This is a genomic window from Solwaraspora sp. WMMA2101 (assembly GCF_049179175.1).
Classification (GTDB): domain Bacteria; phylum Actinomycetota; class Actinomycetes; order Mycobacteriales; family Micromonosporaceae; genus Micromonospora_E.
On sequence record NZ_JBMHMA010000006.1, the window covers coordinates 994,691 to 1,006,828 of the forward strand.

The 12,138-nt window shown below is 72.2% G+C and carries 10 protein-coding genes and 1 pseudogene; 6 read left to right on the plus strand and 5 right to left on the minus strand.

Annotated features, from left to right (window positions below; all coding sequences use genetic code 11):
* Positions 1 to 174 precede the first annotated feature (174 nt).
* A pseudogene (locus tag ACN28F_RS05055) lies at positions 175 to 1,011 on the plus strand (acyltransferase family protein); the annotation flags it as partial.
* On the opposite strand, the gene ACN28F_RS05060 reads toward ACN28F_RS05055, so the two are convergent.
* Positions 1,011 to 2,102 carry a GlxA family transcriptional regulator gene (locus tag ACN28F_RS05060; RefSeq protein ID WP_421357114.1) on the minus strand — a complete coding sequence of 364 codons (1,092 nt, stop codon included), beginning with the start codon at positions 2,100 to 2,102 and terminating at the stop codon, positions 1,011 to 1,013. The pseudogene ACN28F_RS05055 and the gene ACN28F_RS05060 sit on opposite strands and share 1 nt — an antisense overlap.
* A 93-nt stretch (positions 2,103 to 2,195) precedes the next feature.
* Between ACN28F_RS05060 and ACN28F_RS05065 the strand changes: the two genes are divergently transcribed.
* Together ACN28F_RS05065 and ACN28F_RS05070 are read left to right on the plus strand one after the other, a co-directional pair.
* Positions 2,196 to 2,711, plus strand: coding sequence for a hypothetical protein (locus ACN28F_RS05065; protein WP_421357115.1), 516 nt, complete (start codon positions 2,196 to 2,198; stop codon positions 2,709 to 2,711).
* Between the two features lie 2 nt (positions 2,712 to 2,713).
* Positions 2,714 to 3,001: a DUF3817 domain-containing protein gene (locus ACN28F_RS05070; protein ID WP_421357116.1), complete on the plus strand. Its 288-nt coding sequence runs from the start codon at positions 2,714 to 2,716 to the stop codon at positions 2,999 to 3,001.
* 14 nt (positions 3,002 to 3,015) lie between these two features.
* Here the strand turns inward: ACN28F_RS05070 and ACN28F_RS05075 are convergent, their stop codons facing one another.
* Positions 3,016 to 3,942 (minus strand): acetamidase/formamidase family protein, encoded by a 927-nt coding sequence (locus ACN28F_RS05075; RefSeq protein WP_421357117.1) that lies wholly within the window; start codon positions 3,940 to 3,942, stop codon positions 3,016 to 3,018.
* A gap of 94 nt (positions 3,943 to 4,036) precedes the next feature.
* Between ACN28F_RS05075 and ACN28F_RS05080 the strand changes: the two genes are divergently transcribed.
* Together ACN28F_RS05080 and ACN28F_RS05085 are read left to right on the plus strand one after the other, a co-directional pair.
* Positions 4,037 to 4,576 carry an NUDIX domain-containing protein gene (locus tag ACN28F_RS05080; RefSeq protein WP_289206941.1) on the plus strand — a complete coding sequence of 180 codons (540 nt, stop codon included), beginning with the start codon at positions 4,037 to 4,039 and terminating at the stop codon, positions 4,574 to 4,576.
* Positions 4,573 to 5,172 carry a DUF1707 SHOCT-like domain-containing protein gene (locus ACN28F_RS05085; protein WP_289206942.1) on the plus strand — a complete coding sequence of 200 codons (600 nt, stop codon included), beginning with the start codon at positions 4,573 to 4,575 and terminating at the stop codon, positions 5,170 to 5,172. Before ACN28F_RS05080 ends, ACN28F_RS05085 begins: the two co-directional genes overlap by 4 nt.
* Here ACN28F_RS05085 and ACN28F_RS05090 read toward each other — a convergent pair.
* Both ACN28F_RS05090 and ACN28F_RS05095 read right to left on the minus strand, forming a co-directional pair.
* A complete protein-coding gene (locus tag ACN28F_RS05090) occupies positions 5,144 to 5,833 on the minus strand; it encodes a 4'-phosphopantetheinyl transferase family protein (RefSeq protein ID WP_289206943.1) in 690 nt (229 codons plus the stop codon). The genes ACN28F_RS05085 and ACN28F_RS05090 overlap by 29 nt on opposite strands.
* A gap of 30 nt (positions 5,834 to 5,863) precedes the next feature.
* Positions 5,864 to 6,325 (minus strand): DUF4878 domain-containing protein, encoded by a 462-nt coding sequence (locus ACN28F_RS05095; protein WP_289206944.1) that lies wholly within the window; start codon positions 6,323 to 6,325, stop codon positions 5,864 to 5,866.
* 540 nt (positions 6,326 to 6,865) lie between these two features.
* On the opposite strand from ACN28F_RS05095, the gene ACN28F_RS05100 reads away from it, so the two are divergent.
* Complete coding sequence (locus ACN28F_RS05100) at positions 6,866 to 11,674, plus strand: family 43 glycosylhydrolase (RefSeq protein WP_421357118.1); 4,809 nt, start codon at positions 6,866 to 6,868, stop codon at positions 11,672 to 11,674.
* A 117-nt stretch (positions 11,675 to 11,791) separates the two neighbouring features.
* Here the strand turns inward: ACN28F_RS05100 and ACN28F_RS05105 are convergent, their stop codons facing one another.
* Positions 11,792 to 12,013 carry a TM2 domain-containing protein gene (locus ACN28F_RS05105; protein WP_289206946.1) on the minus strand — a complete coding sequence of 74 codons (222 nt, stop codon included), beginning with the start codon at positions 12,011 to 12,013 and terminating at the stop codon, positions 11,792 to 11,794.
* Positions 12,014 to 12,138 lie beyond the last annotated feature (125 nt).

Sequence of the window (12,138 nt, forward strand, 5' to 3'; positions counted from 1 at the left end):
GCGCATTAACCGGATCGTCGCCCGATAGTTACCGCACGTTGCGGGGACGCCCAGGTAACCGAGCTAGGTTCGGGCTCCATGCGTGTCAGCCCGCCCCTGAGCGACAGCGAGCAGCAGACGTCTGCCCAGGTCGCCGCGTCGGCTCGGGCACGCGACCGCAGCCCGTACATCGACATGCTGCGGGCGTTGGCGATCCTGCGGGTCTACCTGCTGCACACCCTGTGGCTGACCTGGCTGCCGCTGGCGTTCCCGGCGATGCCGGTGATGTTCGCGCTCGCCGGCTATCTCACCGCGGTGTCGCTGGACCGGGGCGCGCCGCTGCGGGTGGTCGGCTCCCGGCTGCGCCGGCTGCTGCCACCGCTGTGGGCGCTCGCCGCCCTCGCCGTACCGCTGATGGTCCTGGTCGGTTGGCGGCCCAGCCTGCTGGACGTCACCTGGTGGGTGGCGCCGCTGCGCAACCCGCCGTCCAGCGAGTGGGGCGGGCCGTTCTCCCTCGGGCTGTGGTACATCCGCGCCTACCTGTGGCTGGTGCTGTTCTCCCCGCTGTTGTGGTGGGCCTTCCGGCGGTGGCCGGTCGGCGCGCTACTGGGCCTGTCCGGGCTCGCCGTGCTGCTGACGTCGCCGCTGGTCGACCTGCCGGTCAACCCGGTCACCGACGTGGTCTGGTCGATGGCCGCGTACGGCAGCTGCTGGCTGATCGGCTACGCCCGGCACACCGGGCTGCTCGACCGGGTGCCGCTGAGGTGGTACGTGCTCGGTGTCGGCGCGCTGGCGCTCGGCGCGATGATGTGGCTGGCCGACCGGGGCGAGGACGACCAGCTCGGTGCGCTGGTGTGGGGCTGGGCGGTGGTGCTGCTGCTGATGCGGGCCCGGCCCCGGCTGGACTGGCTGGCGCAGGTGCCGTGGCTGGCCCGGCTGATCCGCATGATCAACGCCCGCGCGGTGACCATCTACATCTGGCATCTGCCGGTGTTGTACGCCGCCGGCGCGCTGCTCACCATGTCCGGACTCTACGCCGGCAAGTCGGCGATTCTCGGCGTCGGCACCGTGCTGCTGGTCGGCGTGGTGCTGGCGCTGGGCTGGGTCGAGGACCTTGCCGCCCGCCGGCGCCCGTCGCTGCTACCCCCGGGCTGACTCCGCCCGCCGCCCGGTTGTTCACCGCCCGGCCGGCGGAAGATGCCCCGGTAGGCGTACGGGCTGGTGCCGACGATCCGTTTGAAGCTGTCCCGGAAGGCGGTCGGTGAGCCGAAGCCGACCCGGCGGCTGATCTGCTCCACCCCGTCGTCGGTGGCTTCCAGCAGGTGCTGTGCCTGCCGGATCCGGGCCTCCTGCAGCCAGCGCAGTGGCGCGACGCCGGTGTGTTCGCGGAAGCGCCGGTGCAGGGTCCGTGGGCTCATCCCGGCCCGGTCGGCGATCCGGGCCAGCGTCAACGGCTCGGCCGCCTGCTCGCGCAGCCAGCACAACAGGGGCTCGATCGCCGGCTCGGGCGGCCCCGGCGGTGACTGGGCGGGGATGAACTGGGCCTGCCCGCCGCTGCGTTCCAGCGGCATCACCGACAGCCGGGCCGCGTCGGCCGCCGCCGCCGAGCCGTGGTCGCGCCGGACCAGATGCAGACACAGGTCGAGGCCGGCGGCGGCCCCGGCGGAGGTGAGGATCTGCCCGTCGTCGACGTACAGCACGTCCGGGTCGACCCGTACGGCCGGGTAGCGGGCGGCCAGATCGGCGGCGGCGCGCCAGTGGGTGGTGGCCGGTCGACCGTCGAGCAGGCCGGCGGCGGCCAGGACGAAAGCGCCGGAGCAGATCGAGGCGATCCGGGTGCCGCCGGCGGCGGCACGCAGCGCGGCCTGCACCGGCAGCGGCACCGGGGCCGACAGGTCGGCGCAGCCGGGGACGACCACCGTGTCGGCGGCGGCCAGCGCGGTCAGGTCGGCGGCGGGTCGCAGGGTGAACGCGCCGGCGTCCACCTCGGCGGTGGCCGCGCAGACCACCACCTGGTACGCGGCCCGACCATCGGGCAGCCGCAGCCGGCTGAACACCTCGATCGGGGTGGACAGGTCGAACGGGATCACCCCGTCGAGGGCGAGGATCGCGATCCGGTGCACCCGCTAGACGGTACGCCGGCCGTGGCGAGAATCCGTTGACGTGTGTCCTGCTGGCCACTCCTCGCGGCGCGGAACCGCCCATACCGTCGCGTCGTGACGAAATTTCTGCTCTCCGTACACGTGCTGGCGGCGATCGTGGCGATCGGTCCGGTGACCGTCGCGGCCAGCATGTTCCCGGCCGCCGCCCGGCGGGCGATCGCCGACCCGTACGACGCCGCCGCCCGCACGACGCTGCGGACGCTGCACCGGATCTGCCGGGTGTACGCCGCCGTCGGGATCGTCGTGCCGGTCTTCGGCCTGGCCACCGCCACCAGCCTCGGGGTGCTCACCGACGCCTGGCTGCTGGTGTCGATCGCGCTCACCGCGATCGCCGCCGCGCTGCTGGTGCTGCGGGTCCTGCCCCGTCAGGCGGCGCTGCTGGCCGGGATCGACGCTGCTGGCGTACGGCCGCAGCAGACGGCGACCGCAACGGCGACAGCGGCGGCGACCACGAGCACGCCGACCGCCGCGCCGGGGCGGCTGGCGGCGTACACCGGGGTGTTCAACCTGCTCTGGGCGACGGTCACCGTGCTGATGATCGTCCGTCCCGGCTCGACGACCGGGGTGTGAGGATGTCGGGCAGCCAGCGGCTGTTGCGGATCGCCGCCGGAGTCGAACTCGCGACCCTGATCATGATGCTGGTCAACCTGGCGACGGTGCACTGGCCGGCGGTGTCGTCGTTGCTGGGCCCGACCCACGGGGCGGCGTACCTGCTGGTGGTCGTCGCCACCGCGCAGCAGCCGGCCACGCCGAGGTCGACCCGGCTGCTCAGCCTGCTGCCCGGCGTCGGTGGCCTGCTGGTGCTGCGGGCGCTGGCGGCGCGCCGTCGACCGGCAGCGGACGCACCGGCGAGGCGTTGAGGACGCCGGCACCGTCAACGGAGGGCGTCGTCGGCGAGTCGGGCGTGCACGCCGACGACGCCGTTGACGATCTGCGTGACCCGGACGTCGACGACGACACTGGCCAGGGCGACCGCGTCGCCCCGGGACAGCCCGTGCCGGCGGGACATCAGGGTGATCATCGCGTCGAGCGCATCGGCGGCGGCGGCGTCGAGGGTGTCGCCCAGGCCCAGGGTCAGCCAGGCACCGTCGACCCGGGCCACCGGGCCGGTCAGCGGCTGGTCGTCGACCAGGTCCAAGGTGAGTGTGACCCGGTCCATCGGGCATTCGATCGCCGTACCGCAGATCTCGCCGTCGCCCTGGGCGGCGTGGCCGTCGCCGACGGAGAAGAGCGCACCGTCGACGGTCACCGGCAGCAGCAGGGTGCTGCCGGCGACCAGCTCCTTGCAGTCCAGGTTGCCACCGCAGCGCCGGGGCGGGATCGTCGAGTGTTCACCGGGCTGCGCCGGTGGCATGCCGAGCACCCCGAGGAACGGCCGCAGCGTCACCGTGTGGCCGAGCTGGTTGCGCCCGGTGCCGGCGGCCGGGTCCAGTTGCCAGGTGTGCACGGTCTCGGTGCCGGCGATGCCGTACCGGTCGCTGTGCGGGGTCAACGCGCTGCCGGCGAGGGTGGTGCCCCACTCGGCCGGCAGCACCTCGTCGACGCGTACCGACAGGGTCGTCCCCGGCCGGGCACCGCGCACCGCCACCGGTCCGACCAGCGCGTGGCCGAACCCCGGCCGGTACGCGGCGTGCCGGGGCCGCTGGTCGTGCGGCCCACCGGCATACGGCCCGGCCGACCACCAGCAGTCGAGGGTACGGACGGTGACCGTGTCACCGGGGTCGATGGTGAGCACCGGTGGATAGTCGGGTGAGAAGTAGCCGTGCAGGGTCCGGGCGTCCGGCTCCAGGGTGTGCCGCATCGCGGCAGGTTACCGCCGACGGGCCAGGTAGCGCAGCGACCGGCCGCCGGCCGGCAGGGTCCACGGTGTCGCGGCAGGCGTATCGTCGGACGGCGTGACCGGTGTGCCGTACTCGTTCTGCTCGTCCTGCGGTGTCGGCTACCCGGCCGATGCCGGCTGGCCCCGTCAGTGTGGCCACTGTGGTCAGCTGGTGTGGCGCAATCCGACGCCGGTGGCGGTCGCGGTGGTCCCGGTCGTCACCGAGAAAGGGCTCGGCGTGGTGGTGCAGCGCCGTGACATCGAGCCGGCGCGCGGCGAGTTGGCGCTGCCCGGCGGGTTCATCGAGTACGGCGAGGACTGGCGTACCGCAGTGGTCCGTGAGTTGCGCGAGGAGACCGGATTGGACGGTGCGGCCGACCAGGTGCGGCTCTACGACGTACGGAGCGTGCCGAGCGGTGCCAGTCTGCTGATCTTCGGCATGCTTCCGCCCCGGCCCGCCAAGATGTTGCCGCCGTCGGCACCCACCGACGAGGCTACCGAGTGGCTGGTGACGACCGAGCCGGTCGAGTTGGCGTTCCCGTTGCACACCGAGGTGCTGACCCGGGTGCTCGACGAGGCGTCCGGGGTCGCGGCGGCCGGTACCCTGACGACGTGAACGACGTTCCTGACCGGCTGCCGGCCGAGCGGCTGCGGGCCTCCGACGCCGACCGTGAGCGGGTGGCCGAGGTGCTGCGGACGGCGGCGGCCGAGGGGCGGATCGACCTGCCCGAGTTGGACGAGCGGCTCACCCAGGTGTACGCGGCCCGTACCTACGCCGATCTGGAGCCGCTCACCCGGGACATCCCCCGCGCGGTCTCCGACGCGGTGGCGCGCCGGGGCGGTGGCGACGTCGCCGTGTCCCGCCCGGCGGGCTGGGCGGTCGCGGTGATGAGCGGGTTCGACCGGCGGGGCCGGTGGGTGGCGCCGGGCGTGCTGCGGGCGGTGGCCTTCTGGGGCGGCGGGCGGATCGACCTGCGCCAGGCGCAGTTCGACGCGAACGTGATCCGGATCCGGGCCTGGGCGATCATGGGCGGTATCGACATCGTGGTGCCCGACGACGCGGAGGTGTCGGTCAACGGCCTGGGTCTGATGGGCGCCTTCGATCAGCGGGCCGCCGGGCTGGGCAGTCCGGGTGGGCCGAGGATCCAGATCAGCGGGTTGGCGTTCTGGGGCGGTGTCTCGATCAGACGGCGGGGCCGGCCGGGACGCTGATCGCCGCCACGATCAGCCCGTTGCGGACGAGCCAGCGACCGGTGAACGCGGTCAGCGGCGCACCGTCGGGCAGCACCGGTCCGGGCACCAGCAGCCGGGCGTCGAACCGCCCGGTTGCCGGGTCGGTCTGGTCGTCGGGTCGGGCGTCGACGTACGCCTGCTCGAAGCCGAGCCACCGCTGGGTCAGCGGGTACCAGGCTTTGTAGACGGCTTCCTTGGCGCAGAACAGCAGGCGTTCCCAGTGGATCTGGGGATGAGTGGCGCGGCGGGCGGCCAACCAGGTCGACTCGTTGGGCGCGGTGATGCTGTCCAGCACGCCGGCCGGCAACGGCTCGTGCGGCTCGGCGTCGATGCCGACCGTGACGAGGTCGGTGGACCGGGCGACCACGGCCGCCCGGTAGCCGGCGCAGTGGGTGATGCTGCCGACGACGCCGGCCGGCCAGCGTGGCTCCCGGCGGGGTCCGGCTGGCACCCCGACTCCGGTGAAGCCCAGTTGGGCGAGGGCCTCGTGGGCGCACCGCCGGGCGGTGCCGAACTCACGGCGCCGCTTGTCGACCGGGTTGCCCAGCGCCGCCTCCTCCTCGGGATAGAGGGTGACCGGCACGCTGTCGTCGAACGCCTCGCGGGCGATGACCGTCGTCGGCAGCAGGTCTTCGATCATCTGGCCCTCCGCGTCACCGGGTCGGGTCGATCAGCACACCCGCCACTGGCCGTTCTCCTCGACCAGTGTGATCACTTGCTGGCGTTCGGTGCCACCGTCGTCGGTGATGTCCACGGTGACCACGCCGGTGGCCTGCCCGTTGGTGCTGGAAACGGTGGTGCCGACGATGTCGTACCCGGTGATCTGCGGGCCGGCCGATTCCCGGTCGACGAACTCGGCCTCGGTCAGCAGGGCCTGCTGCTCGGCGCAGAGCCGCTGGTACGCCCCGGCGTGGTCGCCGGCACGCAGCGCGTCGAGGTGGTCGCTTGCCGCGTCCCGGACCGGGGTGGTGGCCGCCGAGATGGTCTGGTACAGCCAGAAGCCGACACCGGCGGCACCGAGGCAGCAGAGCAGGACGACAGCGAGCACGATCGCGACGACGATCATCGTGGTGCGCCGGCCCCGGCCGGGCTTCGGCTCGGGGGGCGGGGCGGGGGGCGGCGGATAGCTCATGACGCGGATGTTAGATGCCACGCGCCACCCGGCGGACAGCCCGACCAGCCTGCTCAGCCGCGTGCGACCAGCCGTACTCACCCGCGTGCGACCAGCCGGAGCCAGCAGATCACTACGCCCCGGGCGCCGGCCGGACCGGACCGGTCGACCGAGTCACGGGGCAGGCCACCAACTCCTTCGTCCGCACACCCTGCGGTACGGATGTCCGAGGCCGATCAGTTGACCGATCTGGCCGCTCGATCGGTGGTCGGCGGCGGGTTCCGGGTCCCGCCCAGCCCTTGACGTCGAGGGTGCAGGCGGTTAACACTCTCGCAACCGCCGCGTGACAGCGACGAATCGGGCGAGGCCAGGACCGGCATCTCGGAGAGAGGCCGCCGGCAGCGCCGCCCGTCTGTCGCCCCTGACCGGGCGGCCCAGCCCTGTGACCATTCGACGACCCGGTAGCACCGCACCCCGCAATGTTAACGCGAACATCCATCGAGCTCGGCGAGTTGGGACCGACGTCCACCGCCCGCCCGGACCGATCAGGAGGAACACCCGATGCCCCGACGTGCCCGACCGCCGGCCGTCAGACCGGCGCGAACAGCGCTGGCGTCCCTGGCCGCCCTCGCCCTCACCGCCGGCCTGCTGGCCGCCGGACCGACCGCCGCCACCGCTGCCGAGCTGACCGACGGTCTCGTGCTGTGGTACAAGCTGGACGCCGCAGCCGGTACGGTCGCCACCGACGCCTCCGGCAACGCCCGCCACGGCACCGTCCGCGGTGGCGCGGACTGGTCCGGCGACGACGGGCTCGGCTTCAACGGCACCGACACCTACGTACGGCTGCCCGACGACGTGCTGCGCGACCTGACCTCGGTGACCGTCGCGTTCGACGTGTACGTCGACCCGGCGCAGGCCACGCCGTACTTCATCTACGGGATCGGCAACACCAGCGGCGGCACCGGCGACGGCTACCTGTTCGCCACCGGCGACCAGTTGCGGACCGCGATCGCCAGCGGGAACTGGTCCACCGAGCAGAACACCCGGCCGACCCCCGCCCGTAACCTCGCCCGGGGCGTCTGGAAGCACCTCACCTACGCCCAGACCGGCACCACCGGCGTGCTCTACGAGGACGGCGTCGAGATCGGCCGCAACACCGCGGTGACCATCACCCCCGCCTCGATCGGCGGCGGCACCACCACGGCCAACTACATCGGACGATCCGTCTACACCGCCGACCGCTACCTCGACGGCCGGATCCGTGACTTCCGGATCTACGACCGGGCGGTCGACGCCGACGAGGCTGCCGCACTCGGTGCCCGCGCGGCCGCCGGGGTCGTCGCCCGGGACACCGCCGCGCTGGACCTCGGCGACACCAGCGCGGTCACCGGCGACCTGACCCTGCCGGCCGTCGGCGCCGCCGGTTCCACGATCACCTGGGCCAGCAGCGACCCCGACGTGGTCTCGACGACCGGGAAGGTGACCCGCCCGGCGCTGGGCCAGCCGGACGCCACCGCCACCCTCACCGCCACCCTGGCCCGAGGGTCGGTCACCGACACGAAGACGTTCGAGGTGACCGTACTGGCGCAGTTCGACGACGCCCGGATCGTCGCCGCCGCCGCGGCCGCGCTGACCGTGCACGGCGTCGACGACGTACGCGGGAACCTGACCCTGCCCACGACGGGCGCCGACGGCACCACCGTGAACTGGGCGTCGGACGACCCGGCGGTGATCGCCACCGACGGGGTGGTCCACCGGCCGGCACCCGGCGACGCCACCGTCACCGTCACCCTGACCGCCACCGTCACCCGCAACGCGGCCAGCGCCAGCCGCGAGTTCACCGCCACCGTGCCGGCGCTGCCGGCACCGGCCGACCGCACCGGCTACCTGTTCAGCTACTTCACCGGCGAAGGCACCGCCACCGGCGAGCAGGTCTACTTCGCGCTCAGCCAGGGCAACGACCCGCTGCACTGGCAGCAGCTCAACGACGGCCGGCCGGTGCTGACCTCGACGTTGGGCGAGCAGGGCCTGCGGGACCCGTTCATCATCCGCTCCCCGGAAGGTGACAAGTTCTACCAGATCGCCACCGACCTACGGATCCACGGCAACGGCAACTGGGACGGCGCGCAGCGCCACGGCAGCAAGTCGATCATGGTCTGGGAGTCCACCGACCTGGTCAACTGGACCGACCAGCGCCTCGTGCAGGTATCCCCGGACACCGCCGGTAACACCTGGGCGCCGGAGACCTACTACGACCCGACGATCGGCGCGTACGTCGTCTTCTGGGCCTCGAAGCTCTACGCCGCCGACGACCCGGACCACACCGGAAACACGTACAACAAGATGCTGTACGCCACCACCCGCGACTTCCACACGTTCTCCGAACCGCAGGTGTGGGTCGACCCCGGCTACTCGGTCATCGACTCGACCGTCATCGACCACGACGGTGTCTACTACCGGTTCACCAAGGACGAACGCAACAACTCGTCGTCCACGCCGTGCAGCAAGTTCATCCTCGCCGAGACGTCGACGTCGCTGCGCAGTACCGACTGGGAGTTCCTGGCCGACTGCATCGGCCGGGGCGCGATGTCCCAGGGCGAGGGACCGACGATCTTCAAGTCGAACACCGAGGAGAAGTGGTACCTGTTCATCGACGAGTTCGGCGGGCGCGGCTACATCCCGTTCGAGACCACCGACCTCGCCTCCGGGGTGTGGACGCCGTCGAGTGACTACGCGCTGCCGACCAGCCCCCGGCACGGCACCGTCCTGCCGGTCACCCAGGCCGAGTACGACGCGCTGCTCGCCGCGTACGGACCGGACCCCGGGCCGGAGCCGACCGACGGGCTGCTGCTGCACTACGAGTTCGACGAGACCGGCGGCAGCGTCGCCACCGACGCCTCCGGGCAGGGCCGGCACGGCACCTACCAGCGCACCCCCGCGTTCGGCACCGGCGTCGACGGTGGCTCGTTCAAGATGAGCGGCGGCGCCAGCAACTCCACCACCGCGCCGTACGTCACCATCCCCAACGGCGTGTTCGCCGGGGTCACCAGCACCACCGTGGCGACCTGGGTCAAGTGGGACGCCTCCAGCACCGCCAACCAGTGGATCTACGGGTTGGGGCCGGACCGCAACCGTTACCTGTTCAGCGGCCCGAACACCAACGGGGTGCTGTTCTCGGCGATCACCACCGGCAGCTGGCAGGCCGAGAAGCAACTGCGGGCGTCGTCGGCGTTGACCGGCGGCGAGTGGAAACACGTCGCGGTGACCGTCGACTCGGCCACCCGTACCGCCGTGATGTATCTCGACGGCGTCGCGATCGCCCGGGCCACCGACGTGGCCGTGCGCCCGGCGGACCTGCACGACGCCACCGGCGGCAGTGCCGGCTACATCGGACGGTCGCTGTACGGCGAGGATCCGTACTTCGCCGGTGAGGTCGACGACTTCCGGATCTACGGCCGGGCGTTGACCGCCGACGAGGTGTACGCCCTCGGCGGCGACCCGGCGGCGATCACCGGGGCGGCCCTGCCGCAGCTCAAGGTGGACGCGATCGTCGACGCCGAGCTCCATCGGGTGATCCTGCCGGTCCGCCCGGACACCGACCTGACCGCCCTGGCCCCGGAGTTCACCCTGGCCCCCGGCGCGAACGTCGCACCCGCGTCGGGCACCGTCCGGGACCTGAGCGCGCCGGTGACGTACACCGTCACCGGCGCCGACGGTGCCACCGCGACCTGGACCGTCGAGGCCCGGCTGATGCGTTCCCCGGTCCTTCCCGGTCTGTACGCCGACCCGAACATCGCGGTCTTCGGCGACCGGTTCTACCTCTACGCCACCACCGACGGTTTCGCCGGCTGGAGCGGCACGAAGTTCTCGGTGTTCTCCTCGGCGGACCTGGTGAACTGGACCGACCACGGGGTCATCCTGGACCTGGAGACCGACATCTCGTGGGCGGACAACAGCGCCTGGGCGCCGACGATCGCCGAACGCGACGGCAAGTGGTACTTCTACTTCAGCGGTGGGAAGGCCACCGGGGACACCGGTAAGCACCTCGGGGTCGCCGTCGCCGACTCGCCGACCGGACCGTTCCGCGACGCGCTCGGCGAGCCGCTGGTGCCGGCGGGCACGTACCCCGGTCAGATGATCGACCCCGCGGTCTTCACCGACGACGACGGCCGCTCCTACCTGTACTGGGGCAACGGCTACGCCTACCAGGTCGAGCTCAACGACGACATGGTGTCGTTCGACCCTGCGAAGGTCACCTCGCACCGGCCGGCCGGCTACAACGAGGGCGCGTTCGTCATCAAACGGGACGGCCGCTACTACTTCATGTGGTCGGAGAACGACACCCGCAGCGAGGACTACCAGGTGGCGTACGCCGTCGGTGACTCGCCGCTGGGGCCGTGGAGCGAGCGGCGCGGCACGATCCTGCGCAAGGACCTGTCGCTGGGGATCAAGGGCACCGGGCATCACTCGGTGGTGCGGGTGCCAGGCACCGACGACTGGTACATCGCGTACCACCGGTTCGCCATCCCGGACGGCGACGGCACCCACCGGGAGACCACCATCGACCGGCTGGAGTTCGCCGCCGACGGCTCCATCGTGCCGGTGGTGCCGACCCTGGAGAGCGTCACGCCGATCCGGCCGGTCAACACCGCCCCGGTGGTCACCGCCGCGACCGGGCCGGGCGGGCCGGTTCCGGCCGGCACACCCGTCGAGGTCACCGCGACCTTCACCGACTCCGGTGCCGACGACACCCACCGGTGTGTCCTGGTCTGGGGCGACGGTGCCACCGGCACCGGCACGGTCGACGGGTCGACCTGTGTGGCCGGCCACACCTACACCGAGCCGGGCGTGTACCGGCCGACGGTCACGGTGATCGACGACCGGGGTGCCGCGCACACGCTGGCCGCCGGTTTCCTGGCGGTGCACCGCGCCGACGGCGGGCACGTCGCCGGATCCGGCTGGTTCACCTCGCCGGCCGGGGCGTACGTCGCCGACGGGCAGCTGGCCGGACGGGCCGAGTTCGGCTTCGTCGCGGCGGCCGGGCCGGACGCGGCCGGGCCGGACGCGGTGGCGCTGCGGCTGCGGCTCGGGGACCGGGAGTTCACCGCCAGCCGCCACCGGGGGTACGTGGTCGACGGGCCGCAGGTGCGGTTCAACGGTCGGGGCACCATCAACGGTGCCGGTGACTACACGTACATGGTCGGGTTGAACGACGAGGCGCTGCGGGAGCCCGCACCGGGCGACGGCGGCAGGGACCGGTTCTGGATCCGGATCACCGAGACGGCCACCGGGACGGTCGTCTACGACAGCCGGACCAACGCCACCACCACCGCGCTCGGCGGTGGCGCGGTCGTCGTCACACTGGGTTGACGCACGACTGGGTCGCCTTCCCGTGACGGGGAGGCGACCCGGTCAGTTGACGAGTGTCGGGAACGGGCCGACGCGCAGCCGGTAGCGCCTGCGCGTCGGCCCGTTCACCGTCGTGGGTCACTTGGCGAGCGGCTGGCCCTGCTTGTCGCTGAACTTGCCGATCAGGATCATGATGAAGTCGATCAGCGCCCAGATTCCCAGCCCACCGAAGGTGACCAGCATCAGCACGCCGGTACCGATCTTGCCAACGTAGAACCGGTGGGCACCGAACCCGCCGAGGAAGAAGCTGAGCAGCAGCGCGACGAGCCAGGACTTCTGCTCGGTTGCCGGTCCTGCCATGGTCTGCGACATTGTGTTTCCTTCCAACAATGAACCCCGGCCGGCACGACCGCGGCCGAGGTGGGGGTGAGTCGCCGTCCCGACCATCGATCTGGACGACGACGGGGCAGGCTACCGCAGTTCGC